General features: G+C 37.6%; 11 protein-coding genes. 5 read left to right on the forward strand and 6 right to left on the reverse strand.

The window, feature by feature from the left end; genetic code table 11:
* Positions 1-40 precede the first annotated feature (40 nt).
* Together ACM46_RS22030 and hutH are read right to left on the reverse strand one after the other, a co-directional pair.
* On the reverse strand, positions 41-502 hold the full coding sequence (locus ACM46_RS22030) for a DUF2059 domain-containing protein (RefSeq protein WP_048508818.1): 462 nt from the start codon (positions 500-502) through the stop codon (positions 41-43).
* Between the two features lie 11 nt (positions 503-513).
* The gene (gene hutH, locus ACM46_RS22035) at positions 514-2,004 is read right to left on the reverse strand and encodes a histidine ammonia-lyase (protein WP_048508819.1); all 1,491 of its coding nucleotides are present in this window, start codon (positions 2,002-2,004) and stop codon (positions 514-516) included.
* A gap of 137 nt (positions 2,005-2,141) precedes the next feature.
* Here hutH and ACM46_RS22040 point away from each other — a divergent pair, with 137 nt between their 5' ends.
* Entirely contained in the window at positions 2,142-2,903 is a 762-nt protein-coding gene (locus tag ACM46_RS22040) for a hypothetical protein (RefSeq protein ID WP_048508820.1), read from the forward strand.
* Positions 2,904-3,186: 283 nt separating this feature from the next.
* Positions 3,187-4,980, forward strand: coding sequence for an excinuclease ABC subunit UvrC (gene uvrC / locus ACM46_RS22045; RefSeq protein ID WP_048508821.1), 1,794 nt, complete (start codon positions 3,187-3,189; stop codon positions 4,978-4,980).
* A gap of 46 nt (positions 4,981-5,026) precedes the next feature.
* Here the strand turns inward: uvrC and ACM46_RS22050 are convergent, their stop codons facing one another.
* The 4 genes from ACM46_RS22050 to ACM46_RS22065 form a co-directional block, all read right to left on the reverse strand.
* A complete protein-coding gene (locus ACM46_RS22050) occupies positions 5,027-7,906 on the reverse strand; it encodes a T9SS type A sorting domain-containing protein (protein ID WP_048508822.1) in 2,880 nt (959 codons plus the stop codon).
* A gap of 76 nt (positions 7,907-7,982) precedes the next feature.
* Positions 7,983-8,738: a hypothetical protein gene (locus tag ACM46_RS22055; RefSeq protein WP_048508823.1), complete on the reverse strand. Its 756-nt coding sequence runs from the start codon at positions 8,736-8,738 to the stop codon at positions 7,983-7,985.
* A 24-nt stretch (positions 8,739-8,762) separates the two neighbouring features.
* The gene (locus ACM46_RS22060) at positions 8,763-9,845 is read right to left on the reverse strand and encodes a putative type IX sorting system protein PorV2 (protein WP_048508824.1); all 1,083 of its coding nucleotides are present in this window, start codon (positions 9,843-9,845) and stop codon (positions 8,763-8,765) included.
* Between the two features lie 12 nt (positions 9,846-9,857).
* On the reverse strand, positions 9,858-10,745 hold the full coding sequence (locus ACM46_RS22065; protein ID WP_048508825.1) for a DMT family transporter: 888 nt from the start codon (positions 10,743-10,745) through the stop codon (positions 9,858-9,860).
* A 393-nt stretch (positions 10,746-11,138) separates the two neighbouring features.
* On the opposite strand from ACM46_RS22065, the gene ACM46_RS22070 reads away from it, so the two are divergent.
* The 3 genes from ACM46_RS22070 to ACM46_RS22080 all read left to right on the forward strand — a co-directional run bounded on the left by ACM46_RS22070 (position 11,139) and on the right by ACM46_RS22080 (position 16,399).
* Positions 11,139-12,767 (forward strand): acyl-CoA carboxylase subunit beta, encoded by a 1,629-nt coding sequence (locus tag ACM46_RS22070; protein ID WP_048508826.1) that lies wholly within the window; start codon positions 11,139-11,141, stop codon positions 12,765-12,767.
* Between the two features lie 127 nt (positions 12,768-12,894).
* Positions 12,895-15,888 carry a zinc-dependent metalloprotease gene (locus tag ACM46_RS22075; protein WP_048508827.1) on the forward strand — a complete coding sequence of 998 codons (2,994 nt, stop codon included), beginning with the start codon at positions 12,895-12,897 and terminating at the stop codon, positions 15,886-15,888.
* A 91-nt stretch (positions 15,889-15,979) separates the two neighbouring features.
* Positions 15,980-16,399 carry a hypothetical protein gene (locus tag ACM46_RS22080; protein WP_048508828.1) on the forward strand — a complete coding sequence of 140 codons (420 nt, stop codon included), beginning with the start codon at positions 15,980-15,982 and terminating at the stop codon, positions 16,397-16,399.
* Positions 16,400-16,493: the final 94 nt, after the last annotated feature.

A 16,493-nucleotide genomic window follows, 5' to 3' on the forward strand; every position in this document is an offset into this window, starting at 1 on the left:
GAATAATACAAAAGCTTCCCGGTGAGAGGAAGCTTTCAATTTATTTACTTTTTTCAGGCATAGGTGGTGGCGGATTTTGATATTCTGCTTTTTTATCAAGTTTTTCTTTCACTCTCATTGCAATTTCTTTTCCCATTTTACCTCCTGCCTCTACACTTTCCGTCATAATGGCCGGTAAAACCGAAATGGTCTTTTGCCCTACGGGAGACTTATAAAACCTGATAAGCTCATCAATATCTGATTCCGTATAATATTTGGCATATATCGGAATATAGAGTTCAGTTATTCTCTCCGTTGTCACTTCCGCAATAAATTCATTAAAAAACTCATCGGAAATACTGGGAGAATTATTTTTGATCTCCTGCATCTGCTGACGCATCGCCGTGATTGCCATTTTATCCGCGTTCATCACTTTAATAAGTTCCCGAACCTTAGCTTCTGAAGCTTGTGAGAAAGCAAACGTTCCTACTAAAATACTTGCAAGGGTTATTAGTTTTTTCATATTTGCTTATGTTAAATCTCTACTTTTAATTTTCTTTCATTGATCAGTTCTGCAATGGCCAGCATATCCTGCCCGATTAACCTGTCGTCTTCCAGTTTTTTAACTTTAGAACGGATGATTGCAAAATTTTCTTCAATGATTTTTGAACATTTGGAAGGTCTTCTGAATTCCAGTCCCTGTGCTGCAAACATCAATTCTACAGATAAAATATTTACCAGATTTCCTAAAACCTGATTGAATTTTCTTCCGGAAATACTTCCCATAGAAACGTGATCTTCCTGCCCTAAACTTGTAGGAATAGAATCTGCCGATGCCGGGAAACACAGTGTTTTATTTTCTGTAACCAAAGCCGCAGAAGTATACTGAGGAATCATAAATCCTGAATTCAGTCCGGAGCTTTCCGTTAATAATCTAGGAAGTCCGTATTTTCCTTCCAGCAATAAATAGCTTCTTCTGTCTGAAATATTTCCTAATTCGGCAGCGGCCAATGTAGCATAATCCAGTGGAAGGGCCATCAGCTGTCCGTGGAAGTTTCCTCCGGAAATAGATTCTTCAGCACTTAAAACAATCGGGTTATCCGTTACGGAATTCAGCTCTGTTTCAGCCATCATTTTAAGATGTTCAAAAGCATTTCTGCTGGCGCCATGCACCTGAGGAACACATCTCATGGAGTAAGGATCCTGAACTCTTTCGCAGTCTTCATGCGCCTTCATATTTTCGGAACCTTTTAAGAATTTAACCATTCTTGCCGCCACTTTTTTACTTCCTTCGAAAGGTCGGATCTCGTGAAGTTCTTTTTTGAACGGACTTTCAGAACCTCTGTAAGCTTCAATACTCATTGCAGCTGTCATATCTGCCAGATTCAGCAAATATTCAAATTTTTCTAAACCTTTGATAGCATGAGCCAGAATAAACTGAGTTCCGTTGATCAGCCCTAAACCTTCTTTCGGACTCAAAACCAATGGCTCAAGACCATGTTTATCTAAAACTTCTATAGTTTCAAAGATCTGATCACCTTCCCAAACCTGCCCTAATCCAAGCAATGGAAGTACAAGGTGGGCAAGAGGAGCCAAATCTCCGGACGCTCCTACAGAGCCCTGCTCCGGAACTACAGGAATAATATCTTTTTCAAGCATTACAATCAGTCTTTCGATCACATCAAGAGAAACTCCCGAGAATCCTTTTGATAATGCATGAACCTTCGCAATCATCATAATTTTGGAAAATTCCTTGTTGATAGGTTTTCCAACACCTACAGCGTGCGAAATAATAAGGTTATATTGCAGCTGAGCAGTTTCGTCAGCTGATATTTTAGTATCACAAAGCGGCCCGAAACCGGTATTGATCCCATAGACACATCTATCGGATTCTACTATTTTCTGAACATTTTTTTGAGATTTTAAGATCTGTTCTTTGGCTGCTTTATTAAGTTTAGCTTTACCTGGTTTTTTACAGATTTCCAGAACATCATGGAAAGTGAAAACATCTACACCGTATATCATTTCTAAAAATTTCCTTAAAATTACACATTTAACGATAATTGTAAAAGCTAAATTTCACGGTATATTATTTTTATAACAATAAGCAATTTAATTTGCTATTTTTACAGCCAAAATAAAAGAACAATTACTAATAACTTATGAAACTTAAAACTTTATTGCTTACTCTATGTATGGTAAGCACTGCTGTATTGGCACAAAAAGTAAAATACTCCAAAGAAGAAAGAAAAGAGATGAATCAGTATTTATTTAACGAAGGTTTCAATACTGCATCGGACAAGAAAGTTTCCACCATCATTTTAAAGGATAATACAGAGCATCAGGGCTACAGCAAGTCGTGGGAAAAGCAGAAAGGGCAGATCCTTTCCATCACAATTCAAGATATTGATACCAAAAAATCTGTAAAATTTGCAGCGGCAGATATCGCTGAAATGTATTTATACGCAACGGAGACTGAAAAATCTGTGAAGGCGGCTCAATTCATTTCAAACATGAGGAATTACAGTACTAAAAAATACAGTAAATCTACAACGGATGAAGCTATCTTATTTGAAAACCAAACCGTTTCTTTAAAAAACAAGAAGGAAAGTAAAGCCTTTTTAATGCAGGTCATCAATCCTGAATTTAATGAGCTGATCTCTGTTTATTACGATCCGTTTGCAAGTACTACTGCTACAACAGGTTTCGCAGGAGCTCCTGCATTCGGCGGCGGTGTTATCAAATCTTATTATGTAAAAAAAGGAGATAAGGTCATGTGGCTTCACAAAGATGATTTTGAAGACAACTATGATTTCTTATTCGGTGATAATCCTGAATTCATGAAAAAATATCCTAAGAATTCCGTAGAGTGGAATTATTTCAGCTTCCTGGTGTATCAGTACACAGATATGAGCCACGGATAAAATTCAATTTTTTGAGTTCGGGAAGAGTAAACTAAGAGTCAATTTCAGATTAATCACCAGATTCAATGATGAATTTTTGCTTCGCAAGTGAATGGTGAATTTTTAGGTAGATATAAGATTTCAGATATTATGAGACCTGAAACATTTATGTCAAAACATTCAAACCCTAAAACGCTCCGACTCTCAAACCCGGATCTCATTTTAACATACATCATAAAACTGTAGAAAATTCTACAGTTTTTTTGTTCTTTTAAATCCCGGATGGATTCCGTAATTTTGTTATATGAATCCTTCTTTAGAATTACAGCTCAAAACTTTACCATCAGAACCTGGCGTTTATCGTTATTATGATAAAAACGATCAATTGCTGTATGTAGGAAAGGCCAAACACCTGAAGAAAAGGGTTCTCTCCTATTTCAACAAAAACCTTCCGGGCTACCGTATCAAAATAATGGTCGGAAAGATTGTACGTCTGGAAACTACCATTGTTAACAGTGAATACGATGCCCTTTTACTGGAAAACAATCTGATCAAGGAGCATCGCCCTTTCTATAATGTTTTATTGAAGGATGATAAAACCTATCCGTGGATCTGCATTAAAAATGAAGATTTCCCAAGAATATTCCTCACCCGAAATGTCATCAAAGATGGTTCTGAATATTACGGGCCTTATGCTAAGGTACGTCCTGCGAAGATTTTACTGGATACCATCAAACATATTTACAAGCTCAGAACCTGTAATCTGAATCTTTCACCTAATAAAATTGCGGAAGGAAAATATAAAGTCTGTCTGGAATATCATATTAAAAACTGTGAAGGGCCCTGCGAGGATCTGGAGAGTAAGGAAGATTATGATGAAAAGATTGATGCCATCCGTGGAATTATCAAAGGGGATTTCCGCAAGGCAAAGGAGTATCTGGTGAATCAGATGATGAAGCAGGCTGCCAATTTAAGATTTGAAGAAGCTCAGATCATCAAAGAAAGATTAGACATTCTGGAAGATTATCAGGCTAAAAATACAGTCGTGAATCCGAATATCGATGATGTGGATGTCTTCGGAATGACGAGCGATGAGACGGCTGCTTACGTGAATTTCTTTAAGATCAGAAACGGAAATATCATCCAGAGTTTTACTACAGAGATCAAAAAAATCCTGGAGGAAACGGATGAAGATATTATGGAGGAGGCATTAATTGAGATCCGGCAGAAGTTCGGATCGGACTCTAAAGAAGTGCTGCTTCCGTTCCATCTCTCCGTTGAAATCCCGAATGTAAAACTGATTGTTCCAAAGGTAGGAGACAAAAAAAGAATCGTAGAACTTTCGGAAAAAAATGCCAAAGAATACCGTTTAGAAAAGCTGAAACAGGTACAGATTGTAGATCCGGAAAGACATACGAACAGAATCATGGCTGAAATGCAGAAACTGCTGAGAATGCCCGTGGAACCAAGACATATTGAAGGTTTCGATAACTCGAATATTCAGGGAACGAATCCTGTTTCTGCCTGTGTAGTCTTTAAAGATGGTAAACCCAGCAAAGCGGATTACAGAATTTTCCACCCGAAAACAGTGGAAGGCGCCAATGATTTTGCCACAATGGAAGAAGTTATTTACCGCCGCTATAAAAGAATGCTGGACGAAGGGGAAAACCTGCCGCAGCTGATTCTGATAGACGGTGGAAAAGGACAGCTCTCTTCTGCCGTAAAAAGTTTGAGATTACTGGGACTTTACGGTAAAATCACGATTGTAGGGATCGCCAAAAGACTTGAGGAAATTTTCTTTCCTGAAGATTCTATTCCGCTGTATCTGGACAAAAAATCGGAGACCCTGAAAATCCTTCAGAGGGTACGGGACGAGGCTCACCGTTTCGGGGTAAAACATCACAGAACAAGAAGAAAAAATTCCACCATAAAGTCTGAGCTGGAAGAAATTCCGGGTGTAGGAGAAAAAACCATTGAACTCCTGCTTTCCAAACTGAAATCGGTGAAACGCATCAAAGAATCCAGTATGGAAACTTTGGAAGAAATTCTGGGGAAAAGTAAAGCGAAAGTTATTTACGATTATTTCAACAATAATTAATCCCGCATAAAATAAAAAAAGGCTCTTTTTCAAGAGCCTTTTTTTATTATTTCTTGATGATTTTACCAAGATGTTCACCTTTGTCAGTTTTTATTCTGATAAAGTAAATTCCTGAAGACATATCCGAAACATTAATCTTATCCGTCGGAGATGCCAGATTTTTAATCAGTTTTCCTGAAGCATCAAAAATTTTCACTGTTTCAATTTTATAATCCCCTTTGGTTTTTACAGAAAAATAGTCTGTAACAGGATTAGGATAAATCTGAATATCCGGACGGGTATTTTTTCCGTCTGTGTTACGGATATCATCAGTAGCCAAATATACCGGCAGAGTATCCGTAATCTCATACAGCTCACTACCATGCTCTTTGGTTGCAATGGATAGATATAGCCGCTCTCCGTCTGTTGCCAGCTTTTCTATATTTTCATTGGCCAGCAGCTGATTGTCATCATTGGTTACAAAAATATCCATTGCCATTGTATTGGAAGCCGAGCCATTCGTTTTCCATACCTTTTGGGAATCTCCGTTCAGAAAGTACAGATAATTATTCACGCAGACCATATCTTTTACAGAAGACAGGTTGGAGGATAAACTGAATGTGCCGCCAGCTGTTCCATCCGTTCTCCAAAGCTGACTGCTATTGTTATTGGTGAAAAACAACTGATTTCCACATTTTTTAAATTGAGTTTCACTAAAGAAATTACTGCTTAATATCTCTGTAGTTCCTGCCACAGTTCCATCTGTTGAGTGAAGACCTGCGAAATACCCTGTCGTAACATACACCAGTTTATTATTCAGAACTTCAGTTTCTCTGGAAATGTTACCATCACCAAAAGGTATCGTATGATCTTTTAATAAAACCGCAGAAGCCTGATCTCCATCTGAAGCCCAAAGTTCATTTTGTGAGAAGCTTGTGCTGCCTTCCTTTCTTTTTGTGAAGAAAAGTTTGTTATTAAAACTTTTTAATACCTTGATATCTCCATCTCCTCCATTCTGATAAGTAAACTGAATGGCCTTTGAAGTTCCGGCAGAAGTACCGTCGGATTTCCAGATTCCCAGCTTTCCGTTTTCTTTGGCTACAAAATAGGCAAAACTATTCAGGACTGCTGTTCGAGAGTCTGTGTTGTACATGCTTCCCATATCATCCGTCGAAATATCTTTTACCAGAACCGCAGTATCGGAAGTGTTATCAATTTTCCAGAGTTCTGTTCCCAGTACATTGTTGTATCCGGAAAACAAAAGAGTATTGTCATTCAGGTTTATGTAAAAAGAATTATCATAGGTTACGGTACCCGGAGAGGTAGATAACACCGTTGAATTAGCCGCAGTCCCGTCTGTCCTGTATAATCCGCTCATTGGATTAGGCGTTCCATTTTTGGTATAAAGATAGTTTCCTACTTTAAAAAAGGTGTCTTTAGCATTAGAAAACATGCCTACAAAGGAAGAATTTCCAAAGTTGGAAAGTCTTTCAAACTGATGGGTGTTTTTATTTCTTTTATAGAATTGATCATTATACTGACGGTCTCCGGAAACAAAGATGAGTTCGTTGTTCAGGACATCGAAAGAATGGGGTTCAGCGCTTTCAAATTTGCTGATATCAGTTGCCAAAGAAGATGTCTGGGAAACCGGATCCGTATAGAAAAGCTCGGTCCCGTTTTTGGGTGTAGTTCCGGTGAGATAAATCTTAGAATTCAGATCAATAAAACTGTTATTGTAAGGCATTCCAATATCAGTAATTTCAAATGTTTGAGAAAAATTTCCGTTTGTGATCCAGTATCTGTTCCAATAATTGGGTTTCGTAAGAATCAGATGTTTTCCCTCTGAACTTTTTCCATACAATACAGTTTCAGGCGGAGTATTGAATAAAACAGTCCCCGCTTCGGTACCGTCTGTTTCCCAGACATAGTTGCCATAAGCCGTACTTACTCCATTGGTATTGCTGTCAAAGTATATTTTATTATTGACTTTTATAAATTTACTGTTAGCCATGGAACTTGTATTTCCCGGCCTTAGATTTTTAAGCATCTTCGTTCCTGCAGCTGTTCCGTCGGAAACCCACGGTTCCATTCCTCCTGCATCGGGATCAAATCCTTCAAATACGAAATAATTATCTGCAGAAATTCCATTCAGGCTGGGTGCACGTAAGGGTTTTACCGAAACAGTTCCGGCTTCGGTTCCGTCACTTTCATAAAGTGCATATCCGGAGGCTCCCAGATTAGCGATGAAATAGAATTTATTATGAAGCTGTATTATATTAAAATCTCCGGAAGCACTTCCTCCGGCATTGGGAACAATATCTTTCAGAAGAACTGTTCCTGCTAAAGTTCCATCTGATTTCCAGATTTCTTTTCCATAAACTCCGTCATCGGCAGCTAAAAACAGTTCATTATTAAACGCATACATTTTCACATCTCCTGAATACACAAAAGTTTTCACTTTCAGCAGCTCTTTCGAAATGGTATCATAGGACCATAATTCATTTTGAACGTAATAGAATATCTTATTTCCTGCAACTACGAGGTTATTAATAGCATAATTTGTCCCGAGATCTTTCTCTTTCACCGTTCCGGCAACAGTTCCATCCGTTGCCCAGATCTGATATCCTGAAAAATTTTCCTGAGCCACAAAATATATTTTTCCGTTTACTTTTACAAAAGATGGTGTACCGGACAAGCCACTGTTGTGCCCCGGAAAAATATCTTTCAGCAATGAAGATTTCTGAGTTACGGAATTAAAACACCACAATTCTCTTCCTTCATCGTTGAATCTCGTGGCGGGGAAAATGATGAGATCATTAAGTTTGGCTAAATTACCCGGCTCACTGGAAGAACCGAAATTCATTTCATGCAATTTGGCATTGAAAACATTTTGTGCACTGGAATATATGGACAGCGCTACCAGTACAGAAACATAAATCTTTTTCATAGGTAGTAAAAATTAATCCTTAACTCATTCTTACGTTTGAATTAAGGATCATATATTGTTTTTTTTAATCTATATTTTATTTCGATGAAAATACTTCTTTAGTAAGATCTCCGTTAGACTGAGGCATATCGATCACAATATTTCCATGTTCAAAATATCCTATCGTATAGCTTCCGTCTGCCAGTTTTACTCTGAAAACATCTTTTTTTGAAGAGGTTTTGAATACAGCAAATGGCACAGAACTCCCGCTGTCTGCTAAAATAAACTGACCGGCATCTACCTGGATTTTCTGAAGGTTCAGTTTACCATTTGAATATTTTCCGGATTTATTTTCCGAAACAGGCTCGGCTAAAGGTTCTTCAGTCTTTTTTACAGGTTGTACATTCGGACTTTCCGCTTTTGTAACCTGAAGATTTTCTACAGGTTTTGAAACGGGAACTGAAGCGAGAGACAGCTTCAAGGCATCCTGATAGCCTTCTTTATATTCTTTAAGATTTGAATTTCCTGTTGAAGAAAATATCACTTTTTTGTTACAGTCTCTGAACTCAAGCTCTACCTTATTTCTCAAAAAGCTGCTTTTATTCAATATGTTGGCTACGATATAACCGCAGGATCTTTGATCAACCTCAGACGGCCACGGATCTTTTCCTTCCTGAAAAACGGTATATCCCTTAGATTTCAGAGCCTTTATTAATGATCTGTCCATTTCGTAAGAGTTTTTTACAAAATCGTTAAAAGTCTCAGGAACCAAAATATATTTATAGTCGGAAATCTTCTGCCCGAAAACAGCAGTTGCCAAAAAAATAGCTGCTAATACGGAAATCTTTTTCATTGCTTCTTTAATTACATTTTAAAATTAATCATTTCTGAATGCTCCCATATCCAGTTTCAAAGAGAAGAAATTGGAATAGAAATTAGATCCTCCAATCCCTGAATTGGTAATGGCATAATCTAAAGTAAGCCCTCTGTATCTGATTCCGATACCGGCACTCGGCTGGAAAGAAACTTTTCTTTTAAGGTCTTCAATATCTGTAATAGACTGGAACCTGTTCACCCCAAGTCTTACAAAAATCATTTTCTGGTAGCCTAGTTCCGCACCGGCATAGGGTGTGATACTGGCAAAATCTGTAGATACCAAAGCCGCTGTTTTAGCAAAATCTACATTGATTCCTGCTTCCGGTAAAACATATACGCTGCTGTTGATGTTGAATATTTTACTCGCCCCAACATTCAGTTTAGGCATGGTAAGTTCCATTTTATCTTTTGGTGCAGGGTTGAATTCTTCACCGTTTACGACGGTTGAAAGCTCGCCCTGATTAACGCTCCAGAAGTTGACAGTGGTAGTTGCATCGCGAAGCATACCTCCGAATTTCCACCCGTTGTCTGCTTTATAAATAGCCCCAATATCAAAACCGAAACCGTATCCGTTGGCAAATTTACCTACATTTCGGTATACAATCTTCGCATTGACCCCAACATCCAGTTTAGGATTTCCTCCGGGATTAAAGGCGTAAGAAAGGATGGCAGCATAATCAGACTGTGAGAATTTGGTGATTTTATCATAATCTATGTTTCCTTCCGTATCAATCAATTGTGTAGTGTTCAGGATATTATCTACTCCCAGTCTTACAATCGAAACTCCGAATACCCCTTCTTCCAATACTTTCGCATAGGCGAGATAATCATATTTTGCAATAGATTCAAAATATTCCGCATGCATTGCTGCTCCCTGCCAGTCTCTTTCAATAGCCATTAAACCAGCCGGGTTCCACATCGGTGAATACACATCATCCTGATTGGATACCACAGCTCCTCCCATGGCAAGACCTCTTGCTCCGGCCCCGATATTTAAAAATTCATTGGAGTATTTTCTGATGATCTGAGACTGAGAAAGCCCAAAAAGCAGTGAGAATGCAAGTAAAAAATATTTTTTCATCATATAAATTTGATGCTAGTTAAAGTTTTTTTGTTTTTTAGTTTTTCTGGCTTTCATTAATCCGTTCGCAATGATAGCCAGTATCATAACGCCTGAAGCCACATAAAATATCGGGCTCATTTCTTCCGATTCCCCAAAGATAAAAAAAGCTAGTATAATTCCGTAAACTGGTTCTAAATTAACTGTTAAAATTAGAGTAAAAGGCGAAATATATTTCATCAGCTTTACTGATTCCAGCATTGGAAAAGCGGTAAAAACACTTGCCAACAAGCATATTAACGCCAGATCTCTGTAGTTTATTTCATTCATCTGAAAAATCTGTTCGGTGAACAGATAAAATACAGCCAGAATAAACCATCCACAGAAAATCTCATAAAAAATAATATTTCCGGAACTCGTCTTTCCGAACATCTTCCCATTGAAAACAGAAAAAATAGTCCCGAACACGGCACAGAGAATACCATATATAATACCTTCCTTATAATTAAATTCCGTTTTAAAAATCAATAAGATGCAGGCCACAATCACTACTCCCATGATTACTTCGGATATATCTATTTTCCGCTTAAAAATAATGGGTTCTAATATGGAGGCAAACAAAGTAGAAAGGGACAGACAGCTTAATGCTATTGAAACATTCGATACTTTAATGGAATAAAAAAAGCAATACCAGTGAAGCGCCATGGCAAAGCCAATTCCGGCCAGCTGAAAAAATATTTTCCTGGAAACCTTTATACTCTCTTTTTTATAGATTCTGATGAAAACAAATAGGAATATAGCAGCAAACAGCATTCTGTAAAATACAAGAATCTGTGCGTTGGCATGAATCAGTTTTCCCAAAATTGCAGTAAACCCCCACAAAAAAACAATCAAATGCAACCTGAAAAGTGCTAATTTTTGCATATCCTAACTTCTATAAATTTTTAACAGGCAAATTTACAAATAGCTTTTAGAAATATTGATAAAAAGATAAGTTTAGTATGAGAAAAATTAGAAAATATATAATATAGTTTACATATTGGGTAAATAGCATAAAAAACCCTGAAAATTTGTTCAACGTTCAGGGCCTTCAAATAATAAACTATTAAAAAAATAAACTAGGAACTTAGAGTATTTAGCAGGGAATATGATCCCTTTTACTCTGTAGTAAAGTTAGAAAAAATATCAGTAATTTAAAAATCTTTTTTTGTTAAAAATTTCACAAATTTCTGAGAACCAATCTATTAAACGTTTGTTTTACTTCAGCTTGTATTCATTGCAAAAATAGTATCTTTAGGCGTAAAAAATTGAAATTTTATGGACATCGAATTCAACAAACGGGAAGATCAAAACAGGTTAAAATTATCCGATCTCAATCAATTGCTCGCTGAAATAAAAAAAGGAGGCGGTGAGAAGAGGCTTCAGAAGCTTCGTGATGAAGGAAAAATGACGGCAAGAGAAAGAATTGAATATCTTCTCGACAAAGGTTCAGATTCCATAGAAATTGGTGCATTTGCCGGATATGAAATGTATGAAGAACATGGTGGATGCCCTAGCGGAGGGGTTGTGATCGTAATGGGCTATGTTTCCGGGAGACAGTGTATTGTTGTTGCCAATGATGCCTCTGTAAAAGCGGGAGCCTGGTTTCCTATTACCGGAAAGAAAAACCTTAGAGCACAGGAAATCGCAATGGAGAACAGACTTCCCATTATTTATCTTGTAGATTCTGCAGGGGTTTATCTTCCTATGCAGGACGAGATTTTCCCTGATAAAGAGCATTTCGGACGAATTTTTAGAAATAATGCTAAAATGAGTTCCATGGGAATTGTTCAGATTTCTGCCGTAATGGGCAGTTGTGTAGCCGGAGGTGCTTATCTTCCTATTATGAGCGATGAAGCCATGATTGTTGATAAAACAGGTTCTATTTTCCTTGCGGGAAGCTACCTTGTAAAAGCGGCCATCGGAGAAAGTATTGATAATGAAACGCTGGGCGGAGCTACTACTCACTGCTCAATTTCCGGGGTTACAGATTATAAAGCTAAAGATGATCAGGATGCTTTAAACAGAATCAAAACCATTATGAAATCTCTCGGAAGTACTGAGAAAGCAGGTTTTGACAGAATAGAAAGTTTTCCGCCAAAGGAAAATCCTGAGAATATTTTCGGAATTGTTCCTGTGTCCAGAGCAGAGCAGTATGACACATACGAGATCATTAAATGTCTGGTTGACAATTCAGAATATGATGAGTATAAGCCTGACTACGGGAAAAGCATTATCTGTGCAACTGCCAGAATTGATGGTTGGTCTGTAGGTATTGTAGCCAACCAAAGAAAGCTTGTAAAAAGCGGAAAGGGGGAAATGCAGTTCGGAGGTGTAATTTACTCAGATTCTGCTGATAAAGCCACAAGATTTATAGCGAACTGCAACCAGAGAAAGATTCCGTTGATTTTCCTTCAGGACGTTACCGGATTCATGGTAGGTTCAAAATCGGAACATGGAGGTATTATTAAAGATGGTGCTAAAATGGTGAATGCTGTTTCGAATTCAGTAGTCCCGAAATTCACCATCATTACAGGAAATTCTTACGGAGCAGGAAACTATGCTATGTGTGGTAAAGCTTATGATCCCCGATTAATTGTAGCGTGGCCATGGGCAGATCTGGCTGTAATGGGAGGCGCTCAGGCTGCAAAAGTTTTGGCCCAGATCCAGGAATCTACTTTAAAAAAGCAGGGCAAAGAAATTTCCGAAGAAGAGCACAATGAAATTTTGGATACCATCACCAAAAAATATCAGAAGCAAACGGCAGCCACTTACGCTGCAGCAAGGCTTTGGACGGATGCCATCATCAATCCTACGGATACAAGAAAATGGATTTCAATGGGAATTGAAGCAGCCAACCATGCTCCTATTACTGAAAAATTCAACTTAGGAGTCATTCAGGTGTGAAAATATCCATAATACATTAATAATATACTTATTTTTTCAATAAACATAAAGACAATGGAAATATGATAAACAATTCATATTATCGTTGTCTTTTTTTATTAACTTTATAAAACAAAATCACTACATTATGAAAAGTAAATTAACTTTTATCCTGCTTATAGTTTTCAGCTATTTCTGGGGCCAGGATATTTCGAAGGATGCATCATTGCCCGGCAGTGTTTTTCCTTTTGATTTTCAGAAATTTGAAAATCAGTTCAGAGAAAGCCGTCTGAAAAAAGAAAAAATTTCCAAGACCTGGATCATTCTTCCGACGGAAAATGGAAAAACCGTCAAATTTTTCTTAAAAGAAAATGACCTTACGGAGAAAAGACTCGGCTCTATTCTTACTTTTGACGGGGTAAGTTCTGACCAAACATCTTCCATCAAACTTTCTGTCTTCGACGATCATCTTAATGCCATTATTAAAAATGATGAAGGCTATTTTATAGTAGAACCTTACAAAACAACTTCCGGTCAATATAGAATTTATAATGCTTTTTCAAAATTTGATGAAAGATTTACCTGCGGCGTGGAGGAAAGCGATGTCATTAAAGAGCTTGCAACCGTTAAGCAATCTATAATGTCAAAATCTGTAACCAATTTTCCGTTTGGAAACCAAATCCGAAAATTCAGACTGGCAGTAGCTACTACAGGGGAATTTACGCAGGCATTCAGTGGAAATACAGACAATGCTTTAGCAGAAGCAGTAAATATGGTTAATTTGATCAATAAGATTTATGAATCTGAAGTTTCCGTAACCTTCAGCCTTATTGCTGAAACAACTGATAAAACCCTGATATTTACAGATCCTAATACAGATCCTTTCACAGTAGATCCTTCTTTTGCAAGTGCGGCTAATTCCCAAACGGGGTTCAATACCTTAAACACGAACGCTACATTGGTTTATAATAAATATGATATAGGCCATACATTTAATATTCTGAGCAGCGGAGGAGCACAGGGACAAGCAGGCCCTCAGCCATGTAACAATACTTCGAAATCAAGAGCATGGAGCCAGTGGGCTTTAACTATGCCTAAAGGAATTGTTGCAGGTTTAATTGCTCATGAAATGGGACATCAGTTTTCTGCCGGACACACCTATAATGCGGTTGGAGGAAGCAGCGGAAGCCCGACATTCTGTACAAGCGGATGGAACGCAGCAGCAGCTGTTGAACCGGGAGGAGGATCAACTCTCATGGGATATTCCAATAACTGTACAACTCCGAACAATCAGACCAATACAGGAAATAATAATCTTAGCTATTTTAATGCAAAAAGCTTAGATCAGATTCTGGCTTATCTACAGACTCCAGCCAATTGCTATACGATTGTAGCAAGTACGAATCTGGCTCCATCTGCCAACGCAGGAGTAGATATCACAATCCCAAAAAATACACCTTTCAAGCTAAAAGGGATAGCCAGTGATCCTAATGACAGCAATTTGTCTTATACCTGGGAACAGGCAGATGTGGCATCAGCTAATGATAAAGGAGCATTCGGATCCACGATCACCGGTACAGGTGGTTATACAGCGGTAAACAGTACTACTGCACCTCTTTTCCGTTCTGAACAGACCAGTTCAACTACAGAAAGATATTTTCCAAAAATGCAGTTTGTGCTTAATAATCAAAACAACCCTCCTACCAACGATGCTGAAGCCCTGCCATTGGTGGCAAGAAGCATGAAGTTCCGCTTTACGGTAAGAGATAACAATGTAACCAACGGAGGTCTTGATTCTGATGATATTATTGTAACAGTTGCTAACAGCGGACCGCTGGCTGTTACCTATCCTAATGCAACGGGAATTTCTGTAGCTTCAAACACCGCAGCTACTATCACATGGGATGTAAACAGTACGAATACAATTAAAAGTAATGTAGATATTCTATTGTCTATTGATGGTGGCTTATCTTTCCCTTATACTTTAGGATCTAATGTCCCAAATAATGGCAGCTACAATGCCACTATCCCTTATATCCCTTCTACCGATAAAGCAAGGGTGAAAGTAGTAGGCATTATCAATGCTTATGCAGAGTTCTTTGATGTATCGGATAATAACTTCACCATTACATCAGATTGTGCAGCTTATTCTTCCTATATTACACCGAAATCTCCTGTTTCAGCAATTTCCGGAAGCCCTTCTGCTAACCTTAATATGACAGCACCTCCGGCGGAAAACGGAGCCTATACGTCCAAAACATTTGTCTATAATGTAGGTTCAGCTAATAATAATGTGATTGTGTATAGTGATGCTTCAATGACCTCTCCTGTTTCGGCAGTCAGTAATTATGTTTCCAATACATTTAAATTCAGAGTTACTGAAACCGGAACCTACACGTTCTCCAAATCATCAGGATTCTTAATTACATCTGTACACTCCGGAAATCCTGCATCATTGGGTAACTTTTTAACTTCAAATGCCTATTATAACGGCTCTAATTACACGTCCAATACTTCTGCAAAAGCAGTTGTACTGAATGAAGGTGTTGATTATTACCTTGTCACATCAAACTTTAGCAGCCCAGCCAATACTACTTCATATACCATTACAGTAAGCGGTGCCGGAAGCCTTTACGAAACTTCTACACCTCCTGCCGGATATAGCTATACATTTGCAGCTGTTAATAATTCTACAGGGAAAATTCAGGCAGTCAGCCCTACGGCAAACTTCACCTCTATTCCTGCAGGAACATACACAGTGAAAGGTATTTCTTACAGCAGTACTGCAAACGTATCTAATTTTGTAGGAAAAAGTATCAGTGAGCTTGTCGCTTTGAATATCTGTTTAAATGAAAGTAAAAATGACAGAATACTGACGGTTACTTCCAGCTTAAATACAATGGAGCTCCAGAATAATGATGGTATTAAAATTGTACCTAATCCGGTGAAAGATGTACTTTCAGTAATTACTCAAAAAAATATTACTCATTATGAGTTGTATGATATGTCCGGAAGAAATATAACCGGCAGACAAAAGTATTCCGGAAGTATTAACTTCACTCCATATTCATCAGGTTCTTATGTGATAAGACTTTTTGATAAAGAAGAACTAATCCATCAGGCTACTGTTATTAAAAAATAAATAATTTATTTCATAAATATAAAGAGATGGTTGAAAAACTGTCTCTTTTCTTTTTAATATATTAGTTTCATAATTGTTAAAACGATTAATAATGAAAAAAACGGCTGCATTATTACTTATCCTGATTTTCGGAATCTTATCTGCACAAAGTAAAGAGCATCAATTCAGATTTGATGTAAAAAAGTTTCGTAAAGAATGGACAAAAAGCAAGCATGAAAAATCCTCTTTGCAGCTTAAGATATTTGATCCGAACGGCAGCCCGCTAATATTTAATATTATGGAAAGCAGTATCTCTGAACAACCAATACAAAATATAAATACATTTAAAGGAAGCAGTATGGATGGCACCAAACGAATATCCTTTACGTTGACTAAAAAAACTATATCCGGGTCTTACTCTGATCAGGGAGTTGAAGTATATTTTGACCCTGTTATTAATAAAAAATCTCTGTATAAAGTCTACATTCCGAATTCTGTTCAAACAGGTCAGGAAAAAGATTTCGTCCCGTAAATTAAATTATAAATGATGAATAATAAGAGATTATGGAAGGATGTAAGCAGTCTTTTTAAAATAACCGCAAGGATAGACAAAGAATAGATTACAG

It is taken from the genome of Chryseobacterium angstadtii, assembly GCF_001045465.1.
Classification (GTDB): Bacteria; Bacteroidota; Bacteroidia; order Flavobacteriales; family Weeksellaceae; genus Chryseobacterium; species Chryseobacterium angstadtii.